Here is a 25,959-nt window from a genome sequence, read left to right on the forward strand (position 1 = left end):
TCCACCCAGACCCACCACCTTGTATTGGGGCCATAGCTCAGCTGGGAGAGCGCCTGCCTTGCACGCAGGAGGTCGGCGGTTCGATCCCGCCTGGCTCCACCATCAAGGTTTGGGCCGTCGAGGATCAAGTTCTTTAACAATTCAGAAATCTGTTCAAGAGCGTCTTGGAGACATTACGCAAGTAATGTTTCTTAGTCGTGTCAGCGTAAAAGGTTAGTGTGTTTGAGCATTGCGTCCAAAGTCAGTTGGCTTTGGGTTATATGACCAAGCAACTAAGCGCACACGGTGGATGCCTTGGCGGCAGAAGGCGATGAAGGACGTGATAGCCTGCGATAAGTCACGGGGAGCTGGCAATATGCTTTGATCCGTGAATTTCCGAATGGGGAAACCCGGCCCTTGTGGTCATCCTTATCTGAATCTATAGGATAAGGAAGCGAACCCGGAGAACTGAAATATCTAAGTACCCGGAGGAAAAGAAATCAACCGAGATTCCCTCAGTAGCGACGAGCGAACGGGGATTAGCCCATTAAGCTGCTTTTGTTCTAGTGGAACGGTCTGGAAAGTCCGGCCATAGATGGTGATAGCCCAGTACATGAAAGGGCATTAGCAGTGATATCGAGTAGGGCGGGGCACGTGAAACCCTGTCTGAACATGGGGGGACCATCCTCCAAGGCTAAATACTCTCTGCCGACCGATAGTGAACCAGTACCGTGAGGGAAAGGCGAAAAGAACCCCGGAGAGGGGAGTGAAATAGAACCTGAAACCGTGTGCGTACAAGCAGTCGGAGCTCGTAAGAGTGACGGCGTACCTTTTGTATTATGGGTCAGCGACTTACTTTCAGTGGCAAGCTTAACCGTTTAGGGAAGGCGAAGGGAAACCGAGTCTTAATAGGGCGCATAGTCTCTGGGAGTAGACCCGAAACCGAGTGATCTAGCCATGGGCAGGGTGAAGGTGAGGTAACACTTACTGGAGGCCCGAACCCACTAACGTTGAAAAGTTAGGGGATGACCTGTGGCTTGGAGTGAAAGGCTAAACAAACTCGGAGATAGCTGGTTCTCCTCGAAAGCTATTTAGGTAGCGCCTCGTGTCTCACCTCTGGGGGTAGAGCACTGTTATGGCTAGGGGGTCATACCGACTTACCAAACCATGGCAAACTCCGAATACCAGAGAGTGCAATCACGGGAGACAGACGGCGGGTGCTAACGTCCGTCGTCAAAAGGGAAACAACCCAGACCGCCAGCTAAGGTCCCCAAATCATTGCTAAGTGGAAAACGATGTGGGAAGGCACAGACAGCCAGGAGGTTGGCTTAGAAGCAGCCACCCTTTAAAGAAAGCGTAATAGCTCACTGGTCGAGTCGGCCTGCGCGGAAGATTTAACGGGGCTAAGCAATGTACCGAAGCTGCGGATGCAAGTTTTCTTGCATGGTAGAGGAGCGTTCCGTACGCCTGCGAAGGTGAACCGAGAGGTTTGCTGGAGGTATCGGAAGTGCGAATGCTGACATGAGTAACGATAATGCGGGTGAAAAACCCGCACGCCGAAAGCCCAAGGTTTCCTCGCGCAACGTTAATCGGCGCAGGGTGAGTCGGCCCCTAAGGCGAGGCCGAAAGGCGTAGTCGATGGGAAGCAGGTTAATATTCCTGCACCAGTTGTTACTGCGATGGAGAGACGGAGAAGGCTAGGTGTGCCGGGCGATGGTTGTCCCGGTCCAAGCATGTAGGCTGATTCCTTTGGCAAATCCGGGGAATCAAGGCCGAGGTGTGATGGGGAGTGCCCACGTGGCACGAAGGCATTGATGCCATGCTTCCAGGAAAATCTTCTAAGCTTCAGGTAACAATTGACCGTACCGTAAACCGACACAGGTAGGCAGGGTGAGAATCCCAAGGCGCTTGAGAGAACTCGGGTGAAGGAACTAGGCAAAATGGTACCGTAACTTCGGGAGAAGGTACGCCTCTGCCGGTGATGAGACTTGCTCTCTGAGCTGGTGGAGGCCGCAGTGACCAGGTGGCTGCGACTGTTTATTAAAAACACAGCACTCTGCAAACACGTAAGTGGACGTATAGGGTGTGACGCCTGCCCGGTGCCGGAAGGTTAAGTGATGGGGTTAGTCTTCGGACGAAGCTCTTGATCGAAGCCCCGGTAAACGGCGGCCGTAACTATAACGGTCCTAAGGTAGCGAAATTCCTTGTCGGGTAAGTTCCGACCTGCACGAATGGCGTAACGATGGCCACACTGTCTCCACCCGAGACTCAGTGAAATTGAATTTGCGGTGAAGATGCCGTATACCCGCGGCTAGACGGAAAGACCCCGTGAACCTTTACTACAGCTTCACATTGAACTTCGGTTACTCCTGTGTAGGATAGGTGGGAGGCTTTGAAGCGTGGACGCCAGTCTGCGTGGAGCCATCCTTGAAATACCACCCTGGTGTAACTGGAGTTCTAACTCTGGACCGTAATCCGGTTCGAGGACAATGTGTGGTGGGTAGTTTGACTGGGGCGGTCTCCTCCCAAAGAGTAACGGAGGAGCACGAAGGTACCCTCAGCACGGTCGGACATCGTGCGCTGAGTGCAAAGGCACAAGGGTGCTTGACTGCGAGATCGACGGATCGAGCAGGTGCGAAAGCAGGTCTTAGTGATCCGGTGGTTCTGTATGGAAGGGCCATCGCTCAACGGATAAAAGGTACTCCGGGGATAACAGGCTGATACCGCCCAAGAGTTCATATCGACGGCGGTGTTTGGCACCTCGATGTCGGCTCATCACATCCTGGGGCTGTAGCCGGTCCCAAGGGTATGGCTGTTCGCCATTTAAAGTGGTACGCGAGCTGGGTTTAGAACGTCGTGAGACAGTTCGGTCCCTATCTGCCGTGGGCGCTTGAGACTTGAGGGAATCTGCTCCTAGTACGAGAGGACCGGAGTGGACGATCCGCTGGTGTTCCGGTTGTATCGCCAGATGCATTGCCGGGTAGCTATGATCGGCAGGGATAACCGCTGAAAGCATCTAAGCGGGAAGCCCCTCCCAAGATGAGGTCTCACTGGACCCTTGAGGTCCCTGTAGGGCCCTGGAAGACTACCAGGTTGATAGGCTGGGTGTGGAAGTGCAGTAATGTATGAAGCTAACCAGTACTAATTGCCCGTGAGGCTTGGTCATATAACACCAAAGCCAATTGATTACGCAATCAATACACTGCCTTCGTTGACACGACTGTCAGGATGCTCTTGAACAGATTTCTGAACCCGGCTTGTCCGGGTACGATTAGCTTTGCCTGGTGGCAATAGCGGCGTGGAACCACCCGACCCCATCTCGAACTCGGAAGTGAAACGCGCCAGCGCCGATGGTAGTGCGGCAATAGCCGTGTGAGAGTAGGTCACTGCCAGGCATTTATCCTGAAACCCCGTAGCCGATTTCGGTTGCGGGGTTTTTTTTGCATTTCGGAATCTGTTGGGCCTGGCAGTAGCTACGGTCACGCGCTGATCGCTCCCTTCGCCAAGGCTTCTTTCGGCTAGCGCCTCAAGCCGCCATGGCGAGATGAGCGGCGCTGCCAGGCATTTATCCTGAAACCCCGTAACCGATTCCGGTTGCGGGGTTTTTTTTGCATTTCGGAATCTGTTGGGCCTGGCAGCCCCCGTCTAGATGTCCTTGGCGGCTTTTTCCTTCGACGCGAAAGGAGCCTGGACGTGTAGACGGATCCGGGCGTGGCTACGGTTCGGGAGAAAAGATTCTGCAAGCCAATGGCGACGGGCCCGGTCTATTGAAGCTGAACCACCGCAAACCTGGACCCCAGCATGCGACTTCTGCTCCTCTTTCTCCTCCTTCTTCCCGTTGGCGTCTTGAAGGCATCAGATCTCCCGTATCCCGAATTCGAAGCGGACTCCACGACCGGCGAGCGCTACGCTCTGCCTTCCGGCCAGGCTGGTGTGGGCGTGTACGTTTTCTGGGCGTCCTGGTGCCCATATTGCCGGTCCTTGATGCCCCATCTTCAGAGCATCGTTGCGGAATACGGAGACGAGGTGAATGTCTATGCGCTTCAGTTCCGGGACGATGAGTCGGCCGCAGACTACGTCGAGCGATTCGGGTACGACTTCGTGGTCTTCGATGACGCTGACCAGGTCGCGGAGGCCTGGGGCATTCATGCCACTCCCGCCGTGATCATCCTGGACGGAGAAGGCCGGTTGCGGTTCGACCTCTACGAGCTGCTCGGCCAGGGGCCTACCCTGGACGCCGAGCTCCCCCATGGATTGAAAGCCTCGAGGTTGGCGCCCTTCTGGGCCGCTGAAATCAGGAAGGCGATCGACCGATCGCGGGACAAGCTCTCAATCCCCCCGGGCAATGACCGGGGGCAGTGAGGGCGATCCGAGGCCTCAGCCGACCTGCTGGTCTTCGAAGATTTCCCGGTCGAGCTCCCCTTCAGAATGGGCGACGACCGTGGTAACCATCGCGTCGCCGGTCACGTTGACTGCGGTGCGTGTCATATCCAGAACCCGATCCACGCCCAGAATCAAACCGATTCCTTCCGCCGGTAGGCCAACGGCCGTCAGCACGCCGGCCAGCAGAACCAACCCGACCCCGGGCACGCCTGCGGCGCCGACCGACGCCATGATGACCATGAGCACGATCATCAGGTACTGACCCACGCCGAGATCGACGCCGTAGTACTGGGCGATGAACCCGGCAGCGATGCCCTGCATGATGGCCGTGCCGTCCATATTGATGGTTGCCCCTAGGGGCACCGTGAACGAAGCCACCCGGTTGTCCGCCCCCAGACGTTGTTCGACGGTCTTGAGCGTAACCGGGATGGTGGCCCCGCTCGATGCGGTCGAAAAGGCAAAAGCCAGGACTCCGCGCATCTTGGAAAAGAAGATTCTCGGGCTCAGGCCGGTCAACAGCTTCAGCATGAGCGAATACGTGACAACCGCGTGCAGGACCAGCACGACGAGGACCAATACCACGTATTTGGCCAGACCGAAGAAGGTGTCCAATCCGGTGCTCGCAGCCAGGCCCGCAATCAACGCGAACACGCCATAGGGGGCCAGCAGCATCACAAAGCCCGTCAAGCGCATGACGACTTCATTGAAATCACTGAAGAATTGACCGACCCGTTCGCCTGAACGGCCAGAGAAAGCAATCGACAAGCCCAGCAAGACCGCGAAGACGATAATGGGCAACATGTCCGCTTCCGCCATGGACTGCACTGGATTGCTGGGTACCATGTCCACGAGCACCTGAGAAAAAGGCGGCTGTGCCGCGATTTCGCGTTCAACCGGTGATGGCGGGCTCGCACCCTCCCCCGGACGAACCAGCACGGCCGCCGCCAGAGCCAGGCTGATGGCGATCCCGGTGGTCAGAAGATAGAGTCCGACGGATTTGCCTCCGACGCGTCCCAAGCGGCCTGGATCACTCAGGGAGCTGACGCCGGTGACCAGGGAGACGAAGACCAGGGGGACGATCAGCATCTTCAGAAAGCCGACGAAAATGTCGCCGACCACGCTGAACACTCCGTCCACGATGAAATTCTGCACCCACTCCACCCCGGAGGCCGTGAGGTTGAGGATGATTCCGACCGCCAGACCGAGGCCCAGGGCAAGGAGAATTCGATTGGAGAGTTTGCGGTGATCGAAAGCGTGTTCTGCCATGTTGGAATTCCAAAGCTCGAGGGTTGCGCCGAAGCAGGGTAGCCCAGCTGAACCGGCGGGTCCAGAAGCCGCTCGGTAGCGGGCGATCATTCAACATTGGCCGACGGCCTTGTGCGACGATACAATGCCCGATTTGACGGCACCCGAAGAACGATGGAAAGCCAGGAACCCACGAGCAACTTCATTCGAAATCGCATCCGGAAAGAGCTGGAGAGCGGCGCCTACGAATATATCGTCACGCGCTTCCCCCCGGAGCCCAACGGCTACCTCCACGTGGGCCACGCGAAATCGATCGTTCTGAATTTTTCCCTGCCACAGGAATTCGGCGGCTACACGAACCTGCGCTTCGATGACACCAATCCGGCGCGTGAAGAACAGCGCTACATCGATGCGATCCGCGAAGATGTCCACTGGCTCGGATATCAGTGGAAGAACGAGTGCCACGCCTCCGACTACTTCGAGACGCTGTACGGTTACGCGCTGCACCTGATCGACAGGGGCCTGGCCTATGTCGACAGCCAGGATGCCGACGCGATTCGAGAGCAACGGGGGACGCTCACCGAGCCCGGCCGCCCGAGCCCGCACCGTGACCGTAGCCCTGAAGAGAACCGAGACCTGTTCGAGCGGATGCGGGCCGGTGAATTCGAAGACGGCGCCCACGTCCTCAGAGCCAAGATCGACATGGCGGCTCCGAATATCAACCTGCGAGATCCGGTGATCTATCGCATTCGCCACCAGGCCCATCCCCGCACGGGCACGGAATGGTGCATCTATCCGTCCTATGACTTTGCCCATGGGCAATCCGATGCGATCGAATCGATCACCCATTCCCTGTGCACGCTGGAATTCGAAGATCACCGTCCACTCTACGAATGGTTGCTGGAACACCTGCCGGTCCCTTCTCGGCCGCACCAGATCGAGTTCTCCAGACTCAACCTCGATTTCACCGTACTGTCGAAGCGTCGACTGACGCGCCTGGTCGACGAAGGCCATGTCGATGGCTGGGACGATCCCAGAATGCCCACGATCGCCGGCATTCGTCGCCGTGGCTTCACGCCACAGTCCATCCGTGCCTTCTGCAACGAGATCGGCGTCACCAAGTCCGAGAGTGTGATCCCCTTCGGTGCTCTCGAACGGAATCTTCGCGATGATCTCAACGTACGTGCACCTCGTCGAATGGCGGTCCTCCGCCCGCTAAAAGTCGTGCTGAGCAATTTCCCGTCAGATGAAACGGAGTGGTTCGAGGCGGCCAATCACCCGCAGAACCCCGACATGGGCACCCGGCAGGTGGCCATGACGCGAGAGATCTTCATCGAAGAAGAAGACTTCATGGAAGACGCCCCGAAGAAGTTCTTCCGCCTGAAGCCCGGCGGGGAAGTGCGCCTACGGAACGCGTTCATCATTCGCTGCGATGAGGTGATCAAGGACGATTCCGGTCGGGTCGTCGAATTGCATTGCAGCTACGATCCGGAGACCCGGTCCGGCCAGCCAGGTGCCGATCGCAAGGTCAAGGGCACGATTCACTGGGTGTCGGCAAGTCATTCGGTTCAGGCCGAAGTGCGTCTCTACGATCGTTTGTTCAATGTGCCGCATCCGGCCGCGGACAAGGAGCGGGATTTCGTCGAGCATCTGAACCCGGAATCGCTTGAAATCATTCCCGATGCACGACTCGAGGCCAGTCTTGCCGATGCCGGAGTGGGGGAACACTACCAGTTCGAGCGAACCGGCTACTTCGTTCCCGATCCCTTGACCCGACCCGAGCGTCCCGTCTTCAATCGCGCGGTGACCTTGCGGGATGCCTGGGCGAAGATCGAGAAGCAGTTCAGCCAGGGCTGAACGCCGCGCCCGCCAAGGCGGACCGTTCCTGAAATCGTTCAGGTCGAGTCGATCCCGAGCCTTGTAGACAGGCCCGGGCAGGGTCGGATGATCCCCGCCCGAGCCCCTGAACGATCGTTCAGCTTTCGTTGAGGCTGAATACCAGCTCCTGAACGACCGTCTGCTGCACCGGGCGGCCGTTCACCAGGCGAGGCTCCCAGCTCCAGCGGTTGACGCTCCGCAACGCCGCATCATCGAAGACCCCGCGCGGATCCGAATCGATGACTCGGCTGGACCGAACCAGACCATTGGCATCGACGACGACTTCGACCCGAACCCAGCCTTCCACGCCCTCGAGTGCAGCGCGCCTCGGATAGATCGGCGCGATGGGATTGGTCGGGCGAGCATCCCGATTGCTTGACGGGGGCACCGGCTGAACGCCACCGGTCAGGATCTTCTCACCATAATCGGATGGGGCGAGGTCGACCATTGATCGATCGGGAACGATCCGTGTGATGGGGCCGCGTTGCGGAATCGTGGGCTGTTCGACCGGTTCCGGTTCCTCCGGAGCGACCTCTCGCACCTTTCGTCTTGGGTCCTCCGGGATGTCCACCGGGCCGAAGTGGATCGAGTGCTCGGTGTGGACGAGCGGTGGCGATTGGGGCGCCTGAGCGATCAGGCGGTGCATCAGATAGAAAGAAGACAGGGTCAGAACGGCCGCAATCGCGACCATGCAAAGGTAACGCAACACGCTATTCATGGCGATTTCCTCCTTGGGGAAGCCAATGATCTGCCGTCGAACCGCCCGTGCCGGCGCGATACCGACGCTTCGAGACTACCCCTGCCGAGCGCCCCGCGTAAAGTCATCTCCTCGCAATCGAGGTGAAAAACGTGAACTGGCGCTCAAAAAACGCAGACGGTCGGCCTGCCGGGCAGGGTTAGAATCAGAGGTTCTACCAGTGCAGGAACCCAGAACATGTTCAACAAGCGCGAAGCGTCCGATACTGCCGGTCAGGCACCTTCCAGGGCCTCCGGTTCCCGACCCGCCAGCGCCGCGGGCAATGCAGTGATCGGTGCATCGATCAAGGTGGATGGCACGATTCGCGGAGAGGAAGATCTGCTGATCGAAGGGCGCGTCGATGGCACCGTCGAGCTGAAGCAGAACAGTGTGACGATCGGTTCACGAGGGCAGGTCAAGGCTGACGTGCACGCGCACACGATCTTCGTCGAAGGCCGAATGGAAGGAAACCTCGTCGCATCAGAACGCGTCGTGATCCGTCAGAGTGCCGACATCAAGGGCAGCATCACGGCCCCTCGAATCAGCCTCGAGGACGGCGCGCGCTTCAACGGCACCATCGACATGGACCCGCAGACCGAGACTCTGAAACAGGTCTTCGGTTCGGGCGGCCCCGCCAGGCAAGCCGCCGGCAAGTCCGGCGAGTCCGCTTCCTGATCGGCCAGGCCGCCGGTGTCCGCACTCGCACAACGCGTGAATCCGGAGGATCGGTCGGCCCCTGTTCGGGTCCCGCTCCTTGGGACTCTGCTCCACGAGGTCGATGAAGATCGCCGCTTCGTCGTCCTCGATCTGGGCTCCATTCGCGGCGGGACGCTGGACGTTTTCGGGGGGCGCCGTTGTCGGATCGATGTCCTCGACCTGACGGCGCAGCTGCCACTGGAATCCAGCGAAGAGGCGCCGGATCCCCTGCCCGCGCTTCTGCAGCAGCGCCTGCCACCCGCCAGAGGTGAGCAGGTCGATCTGGTCCTTTGCTGGAACCTGTTGAACTACCTTGACGAGCCGCAGATGCAGGCGCTGCTTCGGGCGCTGGAACCGCGCCTTGCGCCCGATGTGCGTGTCCATGCCCTGATCGAGTCGTCCGCCACTCATATGAGCCAGCGACCGACGCCGGTCAGTCTTTGCGCAGAGGACGCCTTGCAGCTGGGTCCAGCGGCAGACCCGAGCTGCCCGGCTCCGCGTTATTCACTGGCTTCGCTCGAGCGCGGTCTGCCGGGTTTCCGCTCCGAGCGCACCCTGCTGCTCTCGAATGGGCAGCGTGAATACCTGTTCAAGCCCGAGTCCTCTTGATCGAGCGTATTCGCTCTCCGATCGCATCGAGTCTGACGTATCCTGAGGCCTCCAAGGGGAGGTCAACTGGAGGATTCAGAAATGAGCTTGATGAAGGAATTTCGGGAGTTTGCCGTCAAGGGCAATATGGTGGATATGGCAGTGGGGATCATCATCGGTGCGGCGTTCGGGCGAATCATTTCCTCGCTGGTCAATGATGTGATCATGCCGCCGCTCGGCTTGCTGATCGGCGGGGTCGATTTCAGTGATCTGGCGGTCGTCCTGCAACAGGCCGAGGGCGAGGGCGAAGCGGTACTGCTGCGCTACGGACTGTTCATCAACAACCTGATCGATTTCGTGATCATCGCCTTTGCCATCTTCATGGCCATCAAGGTCATGAACCGGCTCAAGCGCAAGGAGGAGGCCAAGCCCGCCGAGCCGGCCAAGCCGCCTCGCCAGGAAGTTCTGCTGGAAGAGATTCGCGACCTGCTGAAGAAGCAGGCCTCCTGAGGACGGGTCGAGCCCCGGGCCGTCGCCCGGGGCTCGAGAAACGGTTTTCAGTCGAATCGACGGCTCAGGCGCAGGGATAGGCTGCGCCCGGGTTCGTTGACCTGGATCTGTTCGGCGTCGAAGGCGCTGGCACGGTTCAGGTGCTCTGCATATTGCCGATCCAGCAGATTGTCGATCCTCGCCTCCAGTCGCCACTGTGCGTTCAGGCTGTATCGTCCGCGAAGATCGATGACCGACCAGCCCGGTGTGTCGCCGGAATCCAGTCCCGATCCGATCAGGGGATCATCATCGACTCGGCGCTGTCGCGCCGCGGCTCGCCAATCGATGCCGGCCTCCCAGCGATCGGACTCATAGCCCAGACCCAGACGTGCCTCCAGGGGCGGTGTCTGGGCGATCGGTCGGTGATCATCATCGTTGGTGGCACGAACGTAGGCCAGGCCCAGCTCCATCCGCCACTGTTCACCGAAGCGATAGCGTCCATTCAGCTCTCCACCCCATAGTGTCGCGTCGACATTCCGGTACACCGTGGCGTTATCGTCGATCCTCCCCGTGCGGTCACGCAGGATGAAGTCGTCGATGCGGTTGTAGAACAGCGAGCCCTCCACGTTCCAGGCGCCTTCGGCCAATAGCAGGCCCAACTCGGCCTGGTGGTGGCGCTCGGGGTCCAGGCCGGGGTTGCCGACCCAGCGCCGTGATGGCGTCGGCGCATTGGAGGCGATATAGCGCTCGGTAGCATCGGCCGTCCGCAGGCTGCGCGAGAGGGTGGCATAGACTGCACCCAGACCGCTGGCGAGCCTGTGTTCCAGGCGCAGCAAGGCGCCCCAGTGATGCTCCTGGCGAGGACCGGGGTCAGCGTCGGCATTGTAGCGTTCGTACAGTTCGATGGGCGCGAGCAGCATGCCGGGAGGATTCTCGTAGGCTCGCTCCGCCTCGGCCCGTACTCGATCGAATCGCAAGCCCCCGGTCAGCTGCCAGGACGAGACAAGGGCGCGACTCAGTTCGGCAAAAACACCGGTCTGATCGATGCTCACGCCCGGCCACAGGACCGAGTTGAGGGTCTGGTTGAAATCGTTCACGCGGATGGCGTCCCGCGCATTGTTCTGAATGCTGAGCCCGTAGCGCCACCGACCCAGCGTCGAGTCCTGTTCCAGCACCAGGCGTCCTCCGTCGGTGTCCGAACTCGCCGGCGCGCGGAGCAGCATCATCGGTGAAGGGGCATCGCGCAGACTGTAGTTGTCCATGACATGGTCGACGCGGGACACGAACAGTTCGGCGTCGAGCCTGGCCCAGGGCCCCACCTCGACGGACTCGAACTGGACCCGGAATCCATCGTTATCGGACATGGGAGAGTCCATGCCCGCGCCGGCGAACAACTCGTCGCGCAGGCGCTGGGCTTCGGCGCTGAAGACCAGCCGGGTCGTCTCGTCCGGGGTCCAGCCAGCGATCAGGGTAGCGGACCGCTCCTGAAAGGCCGAACGGACCTCCACCCCGGCGCCATCCTCGTAGTTGTCGGCGTCCATCCAGCCGCCGATCACGCGCAGAAAGCCCTGGCTGCCTCCGGCGCTCAGGTCGACCGACGCCTGGCGAACATCGCCATTGCTTCGATAGGCGCTATCGAACCCGAAGCGGGCTGACTCTCCCTCCTGGAATCGCTCGGTGTGGCGCTCCATCAGGATGGTGCCCCCGGGGCCGCCACCGTATTCCAGCGTGGTCACGCCGCGCAGCACCGTGATCCGATCGTAGCTGGAGGCGCTGGCATAGGCCGTGGGTGGGTCCATGCGATTGGGGCAGGCACCGTGGACGAAGGCACCATCCAGCAGCACGTTGATGCGATTCTGGCCCAGACCGCGAATGACCGGATCGGTGCCATGCCCGCCGATCCGGGCGCCGGAGACGCCAGTGATATCGCGCAGCAGGTCGCCGGTCTCACGGCTGTTGTCCAGGTCCTGGGTGTCGTAGCTGACCTGGCCTGGAGCGACTCTCGGGGAGGTCACGACCATCGTTTCCAGGGGGGCTTCGGGGGGAGACTCCTCCGCGGCGAGGGCAGCGGAGAAGGGTAGCGTGCAGGCACACAGCAGTGCCGGCCAGCGGAGTATGCAAGCGTTCATGGCGTTGAGATCCTTGTTTCAGTAAAGCGTCGATTGCCCCGGCCCGTTCCGTCGGGCGAGCAGGGTGGCTCCCACCGTCACGGCGGGCGCGTCGAATCAGGGGAGGGCTTAACCGAGCAGGATCGGGGGAGCGCGGGCCGGGGGCAGGCCGAGCGGCGAGAGGGACTCGGTACCTCGGTCTCCGTTTCGTGCAGGTGCCTGTTGGGGGAAGAATGCAAATGACGGAACGCTTGTCGTCGGCAGAATCAGCTTGCCGAGGACGGCTGTCCATGGACAGGCGGGTCCGGATTCATGGTCGTCGCCGAGGATCTCGCCCGACTGCGGATCGATTCGGACGGTCTGCAGGCCACCGGCCGTGCACAGTTCGAGTAGCTGCCCTTCGCCGGGCATGAAGCCGGTGGGCACGAGAAAGCGCAGACACAGGCTCAGGACCAGCAGGCTGGTCAGCAGGGAACGAGGGCGGCGAAGACGGTGCATCAGAGTATTCTAATGCATCAGCAGGAAAGGAGAGGCGCTTTCCTTCTCTGCGCCCGACCTGGAAAAAGGCCCGAGCCGCGTGGCTCGGGCCGATGCCGACGGAGCGGGCGAGGATCAGCCGCCGTTTCGCCCGCGGTTGGCTCGGTGTGATTCACGGCGGGCCTGGAAGGCGTCCCATTGCTCCGGAGTCAGGATGGCCCTGACCTCATCCATGAAGGCCTGGCGCTGGGCATGCTCCTGGCCCCGCTGCGCTTCGATCAGAGCCTCGATGGCCTGGCGCTGATCGGCACTCAGGTCCAGGCCCTCCATGGCACGGAGGAAGCCGCGTCGGCCACCGCGCTCCTGGCGATGGCGCTGACGTTCCTCGCGGCCAGCGGCCCATTGTGCCTGCTGCTCGGGAGTCAGTACTTCGCGGATCTCCTGCATCAGGGCGTGGCGCTCGGCCCGGCCTTCGCGGCGGGTCTCGGGGTCGAGTCCCAGCTCGTCCATCCGGGACCGATGGGCTTCTATCAGGGCCTCGATGTCGGCTCGTTGCTGATCACTGAGCTGCAGCTCCTGGCTCATGCGCTCGAGGTGTCGACTCGGGTCGGCTTGGGCGAAGGCCATCGGCACGCTCAGGGTGGCGATGGCCAGGCCGATGATGGCGGTGCGGAGGATGGGGAAGACGGTGTTCATGCGTTTGCTCCTTGGCTTGATCGGAAGATGCATGTCGTGATTCGACGGATCCATGATCTCGCCCGGGCGCGCAACGTTGGGTGGCGTGGCGTGGCGTTTGGTCAAGAAGTGTCACGGGCGCTGGCGCGGGGCAGTACCAGGTCGACCTGCAGGCCCCCTTCGACGCGATTGTGCGCTCGAACCTGCCCGCCGTGCTGTTCGACGGCCGCTCGCACGATGGCCAGGCCGATGCCACCCCCGCGGCCCGATTCGCCGCGCTCCGGGCTAAGGCGGACAAAGGGTTCGAAAATACTCTCGAGTTGGCGCTCCGGGACGCCGGGCCCCTGGTCGGTGATGCTCAAGTCGGCCTGCTCCGGGCCGGACTCCAGGATCACGCTGATCGTGCCCCCGGTCGGGGAATGGGCCAGCGCATTGCGAAGCAGGTTCTCGACCGTTCGCCCCAGCAGTTCCGTATTGCCCTGGATCGGCAATCGCTCCGGTCCCTGGTAGTCGATTCGAATGGCTTCCGGCATTGCCTCGGTGCGGGCCGATTCGACCACGGATTCGACCAGCTCCGACAGATCGAGGGTTTCCATCTCGATGCCGGGCGCCTGGGTCAGGCGGGCGTAGCGCAGAATCTCCTCGATCAGGTGATCGAGTCGCTCCAGATCACGCTCCATGGCCGTGAAATGGCGGGCGCGGCTTTTCGGATCCGACGCATCGTCGGCCAGGGTGAGTCCGACGCGCAGCCTGGCCAGCGGCGAGCGGAGCTCGTGCGAGACGTCCCGCAGCAGCTGTTGCTGGCTCTCCAGCAGGCTCTGGATGCGCTCGGCCATGCGATTGAAATCCCGTGCCAACTCGCCCAGTTCGTCACGCCGGCCGCTCAGACGTTCAGGCAGCCGGGCTGAGAGCTCCCCGCGTCCAAGGGCCTGGCCGCTGGATCGGATCTGTTCGATCGGTCGGGTGAGGGTTCGGGCCAGCAGCAGGCTGATCAGCAGGCTGGCCAGCAGCGCCACGACGAACAGGCCCGGCAGGCCCAGCGGGCCGAACCATCGAATCAGCAGGTGCGGTGGGGGCGCGATGACCAGCAGCAGAAAGCGCCCATGGACGGGGTGATCCAGCTCCAGGCGATGGCGTTGCTCCGGGCTGGGCGGGGGCAGGGTTCGGCCTTCGCGCCAGGCCCGTACGACCGGGGCCGCGCTCCGTGGCCAGGCCTGTCCGTTGATTTCGAGGCCCTGGCCGTCGAGCACCAGGAGTCGAATGCGCTCACTCCGCCGTCCTTGCTGGCGACTCCAGTCGGCCAGGGCGGAGGGGCCGCCTCGATCCAGAATCCGCTCGGCCCGGACGCGCAGGCCTGCAGCGAAACGCTCGGCGCGCTGGCTGTTCTCGCCGGCCACCTGGCGAGCTTCGTCGAACTGGAGGTTCAACACCACCGTGCCGATGATGCTGATCAGGATGACGCCCCAGAAGGCCAGGAAGATTCGCCAGTAGAGGCGAAGCATCAGACGCCACTGACCAGAACGTAGCCGCGGCCGCGGACCGACTGGATGCGAGGCTCACCGTCGGGAAGGTTGCCGAGCTTTCCGCGCAGACGGCTGATGTGGGTGTCGATGCTTCGATCGTAGGGCAGCAGTTCGCGCCCGAGCGCCTCCTGACAGAGCTGGTCCTTCGATACCACCGTGCCTGCCGATTCCGCCAGCTGTTCAAGAATGGCGTACTCGGCGCCGGTCAACTGCAGAGGCGCCCCATCCAGGCTGACGCGGCGGGCTGCCCGGTCGAACTTCAGACCATTGAACTCCGCCGTTGGCTCTTCGGCCGGGCCGGGACGGCGCCTCAGGATGGCGCGGAGGCGAGCGGCCAGCTCGCGCGGATTGAAGGGCTTGGGCAGGTAGTCGTCGGCGCCCAGCTCGAGGCCCACGATGCGATCGGTTTCTTCGCCGCGCGCGGTCAGCATGATCACAGGTACGGCAGAGCGTTGTCGAAGGCTGCGCAGGATATCGAAGCCGCTCATGCCAGGCAGCATCACGTCGAGCACGACGGCGGCGGGCTCCATGGACAGCGCCGCCTCGAGGCCGGCACGACCGTCATGCGCCAGCTCGATGCTCCAGCCTTCACCGCCCAGAAACTCGGCCAGCATGCTGCCCAGTTCGCGGTCGTCGTCGATGATCAGGATGCGATCGGTCGGGTCCATGCTTCAAGCATAGCGCCGAGCCGACCGTGGCTGGGTCACGAAGTGTTGCGATCGGTTTCGGTGCGAGCTCAGCCGCCCAGCTGACGCTTGATTCTTCTCAGAATGCGGCTCACCAGTCCGGCCTGCTGGCTTCGGGCCGGCTCGCCGATCCATTGTGGTTCGCGCCACTGGCGCTTGTCCGGCGTGGAGTTCATCGGCGTGTAGTAGCGGCAGCCTTCGAAGAAGTAGTGGGTCACCTGACTGTGGCGCGTGCGAGATCGGTCGGGGTGGCTGCCCCCACCGTGCAACAGATTGCCGTGCCAGATGAAGGCCTGGCCGCGCGACACGCGCGCTCGCTGCGCCTCGAGCCCTTCGCCTTCGACCAGGGCCTCGATGTGGGATTCGTAGTCAGGGTAGTGCTCGTAACCGATGCCGGTGCCGACGTCCTGCATGGTCTGCTCCGGCAGACGGTGGCTGCCCGGGTAGTACACGAGGGCGCCGTTCTCCTCGTCGATGTCTTCCAGCGCCACCCAGACGCCGGCCATGAAGCCGGCAGGCTCGCTGTTGAAGTGGATCGTGTCCGAATGGGTGCGCTGCTGGGTGCCGACGGGGAAATTCAGGGTCTGGAAGGCCAGCGCCTTCCGCCCGTAGAGCGTTTGCAGGGCGTCGAGAACGACCGGGTGCAGGGCCAGATCCCGCGCGGCCTGGCTGAAGGTCCAGGCATCCTGAATCCGCGTGCCATTGGCCTGAGCGTGAAGATCGCCCGGGGGATAGTGGGGCGCGACGTCGACGATGATGCGCTCGGTCTGGGCAGGATCCAGGCCCAGGTCCAGACAGAGAAATCCGTCTCGCTGGAACTGTTCGATCTGTTCCCGGGTGAGTGCCATGGCGATGGGTCCTGCATGCATTGGGCTGGCCGGAGACTACGCGCTGCGCCCGCCCTCGTCAACGCCGTGACCCGAGCGGGCGCATAATGAACAAACCATCCCGCTCGAATCTCCAGTGAGAATGACCATGACCACAAGCTTCAAGCTCCCGATCGCTCCCGTTCTTGTCCTCGCGGGCCTGCTGGCGCTATCGCCGCTGGCGCAGGGCCGCGCGCCGCTGGCCCTGGACGATGTCTTCGATCTGGAGCTGGCCGGTGATCCTCGGCCCTCGCCCGATGGCGAGCGGATCGTCTTCGAGCGGATCTGGATGGATCGGCAGTCGGACCGGGCTCGTTCCATGCTCTGGATCATGGACGCCGACGGCTCCGATCTCGAGCCGCTCACCTCTCGCGATCGTTCCGTCTCCTCCCCGCGCTGGTCACCGGACGGGACCCGCCTGGCCTACACCTCGGGCGGGCAGATCTTCGTGCGCTGGATGGACAGCGGGCGCGAGGTGCGCCTGGCCGATCTGCCGAGGGGGGCATCGAACCTGATCTGGTCGCCCGACGGACGTTGGCTGGCCTTCGTCATGCACACGCCCGAAGCCGACGGCCTGCCCGTCCAGCTTCCGGGACGTCCGCAAGGTGCCGATTGGGCACCGGACCCGATCTATATCGATCGCCTGTTCTACCGAGCCGACGGCGCGGGTTATGTCGACGCCGGCTGGCGACACGTCTACCTGCTGCCGGCCGAGGGCGGTTCGCCCAGTCAATTGACCGAGGGCCCCTACCACCACGGCGACCTGAGCTGGTCGCCCGACGGCCAGGCCCTGCTGCTGACCGCCAATCGCTCCGGCAATGCGGAGCGCGAGCCCCAGATCAGCGATATCTACCGCCTCGATCTGGCGACCCGTGAACTGGAGCGCCTGAACATGGAGCGTGGACCGCATGCCCGCCCTCGCTTGTCACCGGATGGGCGCAGCCTGGCCTGGCTCGGCTTCGAAGACCGCAAGCTGTCCTACCAGGCCAATCGGCTCTACGTCCGCGAACTCGACGGCGGTGAGATTCGCAATCTCACCGAGGACCTCGATCGAGGCATCGACGACTTCGCCTGGGACCCGGATGGTCGCTCGCTGCTCATCGCCTATGACCATGAAGGTCGCGGGCTGCTGGCCCGGCAGCGCCTGAACGGGCGCCGCGAGGTACTGACCGACACCCTGGGTGGCATGTCCTATGGTCGCCCCTACAGCGGTGGAGACTTCAGCGTCGGCGCCAGCGGCCTGATCGCCTTCACCCACCTCAGCAGCGAGCGCCCGGCCGAGGTGGCCGTGCTGGAGCGGAATCGGGTACGCGTCTTGACCGAATTGAACCGGGATTTCCTGGCCGATCACGAACTCGGTGAGGTCGAAGAGTTCTGGTACGAGTCTTCGGTCGACGGCCGGCGGCTGCAGGGCTGGATCATCCACCCGCCGGGTTTCGACCCCTCGCAGCGGTGGCCGCTGATCCTCGAGATCCACGGCGGACCGCACACCACCTATGGACCGGGTTTCGCGATGGAGCTGCAGCTGATGGCGGCGCGAGGCTATGTGGTGCTCTATACGAATCCGCGTGGCAGTACCAGCTATGGCGAAGACTTCGCCAATCTGATCCACCACGACTATCCCAGCGAGGACTACAACGATCTGATCGACGGTGTCGACGCGGTGATCGAGCGCGGCTACGTGGATCCTGAGCAGCTCTATGTCACCGGCGGCAGCGGCGGGGGCGTCCTGACCGCCTGGATCGTCGGTCAGACCGATCGATTCCGGGCCGCCGTGTCGGTCAAGCCGGTGATCAACTGGTACAGCTTCGTGCTCAGTGCCGATGCCTATGCCTATTTCACCGAGTACTGGTTCCCGGGCCCGCCCTGGGAGCACCAGGAGCACTACATGGCACGCTCGCCGATTTCCCTGGTCGGCAATGTCACCACCCCGACCATGCTGATGACCGGCGAAGCCGATTACCGGACCCCGATCTCCGAGACCGAGCAGTACTACCAGGCCCTGAAGCTGCGAGGCATCGATACGGCGATGGTGCGCATTCCAGAGGCACCGCATGCCATCTATCGCCGGCCGAGCAACCTGATGGCCAAGGTGGCCTACATCCTGTACTGGTTCGAGGAGCATGCCGGTGAGGATACGGGCTCCGAGGACCAGGGCTGACCCCCGACCATGCTCAGCTATCGTCACGGCTTTCATGCCGGCAATCCGGCCGATGTGTTCAAGCACGCCGTCCAGATCGCGCTCGTTCGGGCGATGCAGGAAAAGCCGGCCGGCATCACGATCATCGATACCCATTCCGGCCCGGCCCGCTATGACCTGAGCTCGGAGTGGGCCCTGAAGACCCGGGAGTTCGAGCCGGGCATCGCCCGTCTCTGGAACGACTCCGTCGGGCTGGAGGCCTTGCAGGACTACCTGGATCAGGTCCGGGTCCACAATCCGGATGGCCGGCTGCGGATCTACCCGGGGTCACCGCTGATCAGCGCCGGCCTGCTGCGCCCGGTCGATCGATTGGTCCTTTGCGAGCTGCACCCGGCCGAGCAGCAGGCCCTGTCCGCCTGCTTTGCCGGTCAGGCCCAGGTGCAGATCGAGGCCGGGGACGGTTACCAGGCGATGCAGCGCCACCTGCCGCCGGCAACGAGTCGCGGCCTGGTCATGATCGACCCCTCCTATGAGCTTCGCGACGAGTTGGACACGATGGGCAAGGCGCTTCGCCAGGCCCTGCGGCGCTTCGCGCATGGGGTCTACCTGATCTGGTACCCGCAGATCGAGGGTCGTGACCTGCCCATCGATTCGCTGCGCGAGTCCCTGGATCTCGGGCCGGAGGCCTGGCTCGATCTGTACGTCGAATTTCCCCCCGAGCAGCGCCTCGGCCGGATGCATGGCTGCGGCATGGTCGTGATCAATCCCCCTTACCGGGCTCGGGAGCGCCTGATCGAGCTGACCCGGAAGGGCTTTGGCGGCACGGTTCATCATGTGTGATTGATGTCGACGGCGGTATCTTGCCGGACGGCTTGGGAATGCAAGGCTCTCGATGGGGAGCAGGGAGTGAATCCATGAGCATCAAATTCGGGGCCGGCCTGAGCGCCGTTCTCTGCCTGCTGGCCGGGTGGGTCGAAGCCCAGACCCCGGTCAGCGTGGTCCGTCCGGTTCGCGCCGAGAGCGTCGAGACGCTTCGCTTCTCGGGCAATCTGGTCGCCCGGGAGTCCGCCAGACTCTCGCCCCAGGTGGCCGGGCTGATCGCCGAGCTCGAGGTGGACGTGGGCGACCGGGTGGAGGAGGGACAGACCCTGCTCCAGCTCGATGCCCATCTGGCCGAACTCGAGGTGGCCCGCGCCGAAGCCGCTCGCGCCGAGGCCCGGGCGGCGCTGGACGAGGCCCGTCGTCTGGCCGAGGAGGGGCGACGCCTGGTGGGTGATCGGTTCCTTCCCGACACCGAAGTGCGAGCACGCGAATCCGCGGCCGTGCTGGCCGAAGCCGGCCTGGCCCGTGCCGAGGCCGAGCTTGCCACCGAGCAGGAGCGCCTGCGGCGGCATAGTCTCGACGCGCCATTCAGCGGAGTGATCGCGGCGCGTCTGGCCGAGCGGGGTGAATGGGTCGGTCCCGGGGTGCCGGTGCTCGAGCTGGTCCGGGTCGATGAGCTCTGGCTGGATGTCCAGGTTCCGCAGCGCTACTGGGCCGAGCTCGGTCGAAGCGAGGCGCTGGTGCGCGCCCATGCCGATGTGGCCCCCGACCGTCCCCTGGAAACGGAAATCCAGGCGCGCGTCCCGGTCAGCGATCCGACGGCGCGGACCTTCCTGCTGCGCCTGCTGGTCCATGACCGCGGTGAGAGTCTGATGCCGGGCATGTCGGCACGGGTCGAGGTGGATCTGAAGCGCGATCAGGCGGCAACCCTCGTGCCGCGGGATGCCCTGCTGCGCTATCCCGATGGCTCGACCACGGTCTGGATCGTGCCCGTGGGCAGCGATCGGGCCAGCCAGCGGCCGGTCACCGTGCGTCGCTTTCTCGGCGACCAGGTCGAGTTGGACGAGGAGCTCGGTGCCGAGGCCCGCGTGGTCGTTCGCGGCAATGAAGTCCTGAGCGAAGGCGAAGTGGTGCGAGTCGTCGAGGAGCCGCGCTGATGTTCGAAGCCCTGGTTCGGCGCGGCATCATCGTCACGGTGGCGGTGCTGATCGTCTCGGTGCTGGGCGTGCTCGCCGCGCTGCGCATTCCCGTGCAGATGATCCCCGACCTGGAGGTGCGGGTGATCGGCGTGGAAACGCGCTGGCCGGGTGCGACGCCCCAGGACGTGGAAAAGGAAATCCTGATCGAGCAGGAGCGCTACCTGCGCGCCATTCCCAGCCTCGAGCGGATGATCTCCACGGCCAGCTACGGCAGCGCGCGGATCGACCTGGAGTTTCCCTTCGGGACGGACATCAACGAGGCGCTGATCCGGGTCAACAACGCACTCAGCCAGGTGCCGTCCTACCCCGAGAACGTCGACGAGCCCAGCCTCGAGGCCAGCTCCTTCTCGCAGAACTCCTTCATGTATTTCCGCATCGTCCCGCTCGAGGGCAATCCGCTCGATCTGGACGTGCGCCTGATGTACGACTTTCTCGATGACAATGTCCGGCCGCGCATGGAACGCGTCGAGGGCGTGTCGAGGATCAACATCTGGGGGGGTGCCGAACGCCAGGTCCGCATCCTGATCGACCCGGCGGCCCTGGCCGAGCGCAACCTCACCCTGGACGAGGTCCGCAGCGCCATCCGCGCCCGCAACCGCGACATTTCCGCCGGTGACGTCGAGCTGGGCAAGCGACGCTACCTGCTTCGCACCATCGGCCGCTTCGATCGGCTCGAAGACCTTCAGGACCTGATTCTTGCCCGCCAGGGCGACAGCCTGGTGCGTTTGTCGGATGTGGCCGAGGTGGAACTGAGCTACTACGAAATCCGTCAGCTGTCCTATGCGAACGGCCAGCCGAGCATGACCATTGCGGTCAATCGCGAGCCCGGATCCAATGTCATCGATATCAAGCGCGCGCTGTTGCCGGTGGTCGAGGACATCAATCGCGAGGTGCTGGCGCCGGCGGGTCTGCGCATGAGCCTGTCCAGCGATGATGTGCGCTACGTACAGGCCTCCGTCGCCAACGTCTGGCAGAACCTGATCCTGGGGGCAGTCCTGGCCACCCTGGTGATGTTCTTCTTCCTGCGCTCCTTGGGCGCCACGGTGGTGGGCGTGGTGGGCGTGCCGATCTGCACCATTGCCGCCTTTCTCGGCCTGCTGGCGGCCGGCCGCACGATCAACGTGATTTCCCTGGCGGGCGTGGCCTTCGCGGTGGGCATGACCCTCGACAACAGCATCGTGGTGCTCGAGGCGATCGAGCGTCGGCGACGCGAGGGCCTGGACCGGCTGGCCGCCGCCATCGACGGGGTGCGCCAGGTCTGGCCGGCGGTGCTGGCCTCGACCCTGACCACGGTCCTGGTCTTTGCCCCGATCTTCTTCATCGAGCAGGAAGCGGGTCAGCTCTATTCCGATGTCGCCGTGGCGATCTCGGCCTCGATCCTGGCCAGCATGCTGGTCGCCATCGCCGTCGTGCCGACGCTCAGCGCGCGGCTGAACTTCGGCGTGCGCGATGCAGGCCGCGCGCATGGTCATGCGCTGCGCGATCGCATCCTGGCCGCCGTGACCTGGTTGATCGACAGCAGTGCACGCCGTCTGACGACCCTGGCCGTGGTCGTGCTGGCCGTGCTGGGCATCATCCTGACCCTGACGCCGCCGGCTGAATACCTGCCCGAGGGCGAGGAGCCCAAGACCTTCGCCAGCATGATCGCGCCACCCGGGTACAACCTGGCCGAGATGCAGGAGATCGGTGAGCAGGTCGAAGCCTACCTGCTGCCCTTCGTGGGTGACGATCCGGCACGTTACGAGCGCGGCGAGGTGCCGGTCCCGGCCCTCGCCTACCTGTCGCTCTCGGTGTCGACCAGCAACATCCGCGTGCTTGCCGAAACCGTGGATCCGGGGCAGATCAACGCCCTGATGGATGTGCTGACCGACTATTACCGACAGTTTCCCGGGATGCGCGCCTTTGCCGCTCGCGGCTCGATCATCTCGAGCAACGATGGCGGTACGCGCAGCGTCAACCTGGATATCACCGGTCGCGATCTGGTCGACATCTACCGCGTGGCCCGCCTGGCCTATGCGCGAGCCGAGACCCTGTTCGACAACCCTCGATTGGGGTCCTCGCCGTCTTCGCTCTCTCTGGACCAGCCCTTGGTCGAAATCCGGCCCGACTGGACCCGAGCGGCCGAAATGGGCATGAGCGCGAGCGACATCGGCTTTGCCGTGGCGGCCCTGACCGACGGCGCCTTCGTCGACGAGTATTTCCAGGGCGACGACAAGATCGATATCTTCCTGTTCAGCCAGGCCGGCAACCAGCAACAACTCGACCGCATCGACGCGCTACCGATCTACGTGCCCGGCGCCGGCGTGGTGCCCCTGGGCAGCCTGGCCGAGGTGGTCGAGACCGTCGACACGGACGCCATTCGTCGATTGAACGGCCGCCGTACGGTGACCCTCAACATCATTCCGCCGCGCTCCGTGGCCCTGGAAAGTGCGCTGGAAACCGTCCAGGCCGAGGTCGTCGACTGGCTGCGTTCGGAGGGCCATCTGAGCGATGACATGAGCCTGGATATCTCGGGTGCCAGCGATCAGCTGATGGAAACCCGGGCAGCCCTTGGAAGCAACTACCTGGTCGCGATCCTGCTCTGTTTCCTGGTGATGGTGGCGATCTTCGGCCACTGGGGCTGGCCGGTGGTGATCCTCACCGCCGTGCCCCTGGGCATCGCCGGTGGGATCGGCGGGCTGGCGCTGCTCAACGGCCTGGGTGCGCTGCTACCGATGATCGGTGGCGCGGCCGTCAGCCAGCCCTTCGACATGATCACCATGCTCGGATTCCTGATCCTGCTGGGCGTGGTGGTGAACAACCCGATCCTGATCGTCGATCGCACCCTGGCCAATCTTCGCACCGGGACCCGCGATCCGGTCGAGGCCGTCCGCGAAGCCGTCGCCACCCGGATTCGCCCGATCATGATGTCGATGATCACCACCCTGTTCGGACTGGCGCCGCTGGTCTTCATCCCCGGCGAGGGGACGGAGCTCTATCGTGGTGTCGGCGTGGTCGTCCTGGCCGGTCTGTTGTTCGCCACCCTCGTGACCCTGACCTTCCTGCCGGCCCTGCTGGTCAGCCTGCTGAAGCTGCGGGAGCGCTGGGCTTCCTGATCATCGTCCGAGGCGTCTCGAACCACGGTCAAGGCCAGAGCATCGACCGTCGGGCGCGTGGGCCCGACCTACGTGGGGCCTCGACACGACGAGGTGATGACGGAGGCAGGGAATTCTAGGTCGGGGTCACACCCCCGACGGTCCATGTGCCAGGCTTCTCCGTCAGATCGACGGCGAGGTGGCGCATTGGCCACCGACAATCCGACGCACGGAAGCCTCAGGCATCGCCGGCAATTCGACGGTGAATGGAAGGGATCGATCCAAGCACCAGAGTCGTAGGTCGGGCCCACGCGCCCGACGGTCCATGTGCCAGGCTTCTCCGTCAGATCGACGGCGAGATGGCGCATTGGCCACCGACAATCCGACGCACGGAGGCCTCAGGCATCGCCGGCAATTCGACGGTGAATGGAAGGGATCAATTCAACCACCAGAAGCCGAGATTCAGCGCGAAGGCGAAGCTCACCCAGGCCAGGTAGGGCATCAATAGCCAGCTGGCGGTGGTCGAGGCCGGCCGGAAGCGCATCACGCAGGCCGCGATCGCGATCCACAGCAGGCCCATTTCGATCAGAGCCCAACCGAGCAGGTGCATGCCGAAGAACAGCGGGGTCCAGAGCGCGTTGAGGCCCATCTGCACCAGCCAGAGCGCGAGCAGCGGTGAACGCCAGCCCGCCCGCTTCCAGATCATCCAGCCCGACACCGCGATCAGCACGTACAGCGTGGTCCAGACGGGGCCGAACAGCCAGTTCGGCGGGGCGAAGCTCGGCCGATTCAGGCTGGCATACCACTCTCCCGGCGGGAAGAAATAGCCGGTCGCCGCCGCCGAGAAGCTCAGCAGCAGGAACAGCACCAGCATGGCCGAGGCAGCCAGTGGGCCCGGGCGAGATTCAGTGGTGTTCATGGCCGGTCTCCGCGGGGTCGGGGCCATCGAGGGTGCGGTTCAGGTAGGCGCGAAGCCGTTCCCAGGCGTGCGCCGCGGCGGGTCGATTGTTCGCCGGGTCGCGTTCCGTATGCAGCCAGAAGCCATGCTCGACGGAGTCGTAGATGTGGACATCGTTCTCGATGCCGGCTTCTCGCATCGCGGCCACGAAGGCGTCGACCTGCTCCACGGGGATGCCGCGGTCGTTTTCGGCGAAGGTGCCGTAGACCTCGTGATGGATGTGGCTCATGCGTTCGGGGTCGTCGAGCAATGAGCCGTAGAAGATCGCCGTGCCGTCGTGGTGCTCACCACCCAGGGCATAGCTGAGCGCGATGCCGCCGCCGAAGCACCAACCGATGGTCGCCACCTTGCCGGAGCTCGGTGTATGGGTTTCCAGCCAGTTCACCGCCGCGTTCAGGTTGGCGATGATGGTGGCCTCATCGGATCGAGCTTCCCGAACCAGGGCGATGTTCTCCTCCCGGTTCGAGCCGGTGCGGCCGGAGTAGAGGTCGGCGGCCAGGGCGATGTAGCCGTGCGCGGCAAAGGCATCGGCGGTCTGGCGGATGCGATCGACCAGGCCGTTCCATTCGTGGATCAGGATCACGGCGGGAAACGGGCCCTCGCCCTCGGGCAGGGCCAGATAGCCCCGTGTTTCCGGATCGGCGTCGAAGTAGTGGACGGCCTGCCCGGTGGGCTCGCCGGCCTGTCCGGAAATCGCCTGCATCATCACATCATCGGGACTGGCCTGACTGCTGATGGCAGAAAGCAGAGCGAGCAGGGTGGCGAGTGCTCGAAGCGGTTTCATGGGCATGCGGGACTCCGTGGGCAGAGGGTGATCGAGGTCAAGAGTATGCGCCCTCGCCGTCAACGGCGCTTCGGGCTATTCTGCGGTCGGGCTAATGACTTGCAAATCGTTCTCGTCTGCGGCATGGTAGCGAGCGGCTGGCGAGCTGGCGTGGTCCCGAACAGACAAGGACCCAGGAAGACATTGCCATGACCAAGGACACCCGAATCTTCAGCTCGCGCGCGCCGACGCCGTGGCATCTCTGGCTGATTGCCGTGCTGGCGCTGGTCTGGAACGGCTACGGTGCCTTCGACTATCTGGCCACCCAGCTGCCGATCGAATCTCATATGGCGGGCTTCACGGAGGCCCAGCTCGAGTTCTTCCATTCCTTCCCGGCCTGGCTGACCGCCGCCTGGGCGATCGCGATCTGGTCCGCCGTGGCCGCCTCGCTGGCCCTCCTTTTTCGAAGCCGCTTCGCCTACCCCTTGTTCCTGCTGTCCCTGCTGGCGATGCTCGTCACCAGCGTTCACAACTTCGGTTTCAGCAACGGGATGGAAATCATGGGGTCGGTCGGCGTGATCATGTCATCGGTCATTGCCGTGGTCGCCATACTGCTCGTGCTCTATGCGCGCGCCATGGTCCGGCGCCGTGTTCTGAGCTGAGGCGACGTCAAC

General features: G+C 63.3%; 20 protein-coding genes, 2 tRNA genes and 2 rRNA genes (1 of these 24 running past the window's edge). 14 read left to right on the top strand and 10 right to left on the bottom strand.

Annotated features, from left to right (window positions below; all coding sequences use genetic code 11):
* From WM2015_RS00945 to WM2015_RS00965, 5 genes are all read left to right on the top strand, one after another.
* Positions 1–17: transfer RNA gene (locus WM2015_RS00945), tRNA-Ile, on the top strand (it extends 60 nt beyond the left edge of the window).
* Between the two features lie 9 nt (positions 18–26).
* Positions 27–102: transfer RNA gene (locus WM2015_RS00950), tRNA-Ala, on the top strand.
* A gap of 160 nt (positions 103–262) precedes the next feature.
* A 23S ribosomal RNA gene (locus WM2015_RS00955) occupies positions 263–3,145 on the top strand.
* Between the two features lie 114 nt (positions 3,146–3,259).
* Positions 3,260–3,374, top strand: a 5S ribosomal RNA gene (gene rrf / locus WM2015_RS00960).
* 406 nt (positions 3,375–3,780) lie between these two features.
* Positions 3,781–4,341 carry a TlpA family protein disulfide reductase gene (locus WM2015_RS00965; protein ID WP_049724279.1) on the top strand — a complete coding sequence of 187 codons (561 nt, stop codon included), beginning with the start codon at positions 3,781–3,783 and terminating at the stop codon, positions 4,339–4,341.
* A gap of 15 nt (positions 4,342–4,356) precedes the next feature.
* Here the strand turns inward: WM2015_RS00965 and WM2015_RS00970 are convergent, their stop codons facing one another.
* Entirely contained in the window at positions 4,357–5,628 is a 1,272-nt protein-coding gene (locus tag WM2015_RS00970) for a dicarboxylate/amino acid:cation symporter (RefSeq protein WP_049724280.1), read from the bottom strand.
* A 153-nt stretch (positions 5,629–5,781) separates the two neighbouring features.
* Here WM2015_RS00970 and WM2015_RS00975 point away from each other — a divergent pair, with 153 nt between their 5' ends.
* A complete protein-coding gene (locus tag WM2015_RS00975) occupies positions 5,782–7,464 on the top strand; it encodes a glutamine--tRNA ligase/YqeY domain fusion protein (protein WP_049724281.1) in 1,683 nt (560 codons plus the stop codon).
* 118 nt (positions 7,465–7,582) lie between these two features.
* On the opposite strand, the gene WM2015_RS00980 is transcribed toward WM2015_RS00975, so the two are convergent.
* Complete coding sequence (locus WM2015_RS00980; RefSeq protein WP_082169328.1) at positions 7,583–8,203, bottom strand: energy transducer TonB; 621 nt, start codon at positions 8,201–8,203, stop codon at positions 7,583–7,585.
* A gap of 216 nt (positions 8,204–8,419) precedes the next feature.
* Here WM2015_RS00980 and WM2015_RS00985 point away from each other — a divergent pair, with 216 nt between their 5' ends.
* The 3 genes from WM2015_RS00985 (at position 8,420) to mscL (ending at position 10,015) form a co-directional block, all read left to right on the top strand.
* Positions 8,420–8,896: a bactofilin family protein gene (locus WM2015_RS00985; protein ID WP_049724283.1), complete on the top strand. Its 477-nt coding sequence runs from the start codon at positions 8,420–8,422 to the stop codon at positions 8,894–8,896.
* 15 nt (positions 8,897–8,911) lie between these two features.
* Positions 8,912–9,526 (top strand): class I SAM-dependent methyltransferase, encoded by a 615-nt coding sequence (locus WM2015_RS00990; protein ID WP_156200735.1) that lies wholly within the window; start codon positions 8,912–8,914, stop codon positions 9,524–9,526.
* 81 nt (positions 9,527–9,607) lie between these two features.
* Positions 9,608–10,015, top strand: coding sequence for a large-conductance mechanosensitive channel protein MscL (gene mscL, locus WM2015_RS00995; RefSeq protein ID WP_049724285.1), 408 nt, complete (start codon positions 9,608–9,610; stop codon positions 10,013–10,015).
* A 47-nt stretch (positions 10,016–10,062) separates the two neighbouring features.
* Here the strand turns inward: mscL and WM2015_RS01000 are convergent, their stop codons facing one another.
* From WM2015_RS01000 to WM2015_RS01025, 6 genes are all read right to left on the bottom strand, one after another.
* On the bottom strand, positions 10,063–12,123 hold the full coding sequence (locus WM2015_RS01000; RefSeq protein WP_049724286.1) for a TonB-dependent copper receptor: 2,061 nt from the start codon (positions 12,121–12,123) through the stop codon (positions 10,063–10,065).
* Positions 12,124–12,231: 108 nt separating this feature from the next.
* Positions 12,232–12,600, bottom strand: a complete 369-nt coding sequence (locus tag WM2015_RS01005) for a hypothetical protein (protein WP_049724287.1) — start codon at positions 12,598–12,600, stop codon at positions 12,232–12,234.
* Positions 12,601–12,714: 114 nt separating this feature from the next.
* Positions 12,715–13,275, bottom strand: coding sequence for a Spy/CpxP family protein refolding chaperone (locus WM2015_RS01010; protein WP_049724288.1), 561 nt, complete (start codon positions 13,273–13,275; stop codon positions 12,715–12,717).
* Between the two features lie 101 nt (positions 13,276–13,376).
* Positions 13,377–14,756, bottom strand: coding sequence for a HAMP domain-containing sensor histidine kinase (locus tag WM2015_RS01015; RefSeq protein WP_049724289.1), 1,380 nt, complete (start codon positions 14,754–14,756; stop codon positions 13,377–13,379).
* On the bottom strand, positions 14,756–15,445 hold the full coding sequence (locus WM2015_RS01020; RefSeq protein ID WP_049724290.1) for a response regulator transcription factor: 690 nt from the start codon (positions 15,443–15,445) through the stop codon (positions 14,756–14,758). Before WM2015_RS01020 ends, WM2015_RS01015 begins: the two co-directional genes overlap by 1 nt.
* 68 nt (positions 15,446–15,513) lie before the next feature.
* The gene (locus WM2015_RS01025) at positions 15,514–16,311 is read right to left on the bottom strand and encodes a phytanoyl-CoA dioxygenase family protein (RefSeq protein ID WP_049724291.1); all 798 of its coding nucleotides are present in this window, start codon (positions 16,309–16,311) and stop codon (positions 15,514–15,516) included.
* A 121-nt stretch (positions 16,312–16,432) separates the two neighbouring features.
* Between WM2015_RS01025 and WM2015_RS01030 the strand changes: the two genes are divergently transcribed.
* The 4 genes from WM2015_RS01030 to WM2015_RS01045 all read left to right on the top strand — a co-directional run bounded on the left by WM2015_RS01030 (position 16,433) and on the right by WM2015_RS01045 (position 23,585).
* On the top strand, positions 16,433–18,490 hold the full coding sequence (locus WM2015_RS01030; protein ID WP_245609790.1) for an alpha/beta hydrolase family protein: 2,058 nt from the start codon (positions 16,433–16,435) through the stop codon (positions 18,488–18,490).
* A 9-nt stretch (positions 18,491–18,499) separates the two neighbouring features.
* On the top strand, positions 18,500–19,309 hold the full coding sequence (locus WM2015_RS01035; protein ID WP_049724292.1) for a 23S rRNA (adenine(2030)-N(6))-methyltransferase RlmJ: 810 nt from the start codon (positions 18,500–18,502) through the stop codon (positions 19,307–19,309).
* A gap of 74 nt (positions 19,310–19,383) precedes the next feature.
* A complete protein-coding gene (locus WM2015_RS01040) occupies positions 19,384–20,448 on the top strand; it encodes an efflux RND transporter periplasmic adaptor subunit (protein WP_049724293.1) in 1,065 nt (354 codons plus the stop codon).
* A complete protein-coding gene (locus WM2015_RS01045) occupies positions 20,448–23,585 on the top strand; it encodes an efflux RND transporter permease subunit (RefSeq protein WP_049724294.1) in 3,138 nt (1,045 codons plus the stop codon). Before WM2015_RS01040 ends, WM2015_RS01045 begins: the two co-directional genes overlap by 1 nt.
* A 415-nt stretch (positions 23,586–24,000) precedes the next feature.
* On the opposite strand, the gene WM2015_RS01050 is transcribed toward WM2015_RS01045, so the two are convergent.
* The gene (locus WM2015_RS01050) at positions 24,001–24,483 is read right to left on the bottom strand and encodes a TspO/MBR family protein (RefSeq protein ID WP_245609791.1); all 483 of its coding nucleotides are present in this window, start codon (positions 24,481–24,483) and stop codon (positions 24,001–24,003) included.
* Positions 24,470–25,306 carry a dienelactone hydrolase family protein gene (locus WM2015_RS01055; RefSeq protein ID WP_049724295.1) on the bottom strand — a complete coding sequence of 279 codons (837 nt, stop codon included), beginning with the start codon at positions 25,304–25,306 and terminating at the stop codon, positions 24,470–24,472. The genes WM2015_RS01050 and WM2015_RS01055 overlap by 14 nt, the downstream gene beginning before the upstream one ends.
* 188 nt (positions 25,307–25,494) lie before the next feature.
* Between WM2015_RS01055 and WM2015_RS01060 the strand changes: the two genes are divergently transcribed.
* Entirely contained in the window at positions 25,495–25,947 is a 453-nt protein-coding gene (locus WM2015_RS01060; RefSeq protein WP_049724296.1) for a hypothetical protein, read from the top strand.
* Positions 25,948–25,959 lie beyond the last annotated feature (12 nt).

The sequence above is a fragment of the Wenzhouxiangella marina genome, from assembly GCF_001187785.1.
GTDB lineage: Bacteria > Pseudomonadota > Gammaproteobacteria > Xanthomonadales > Wenzhouxiangellaceae > Wenzhouxiangella > Wenzhouxiangella marina.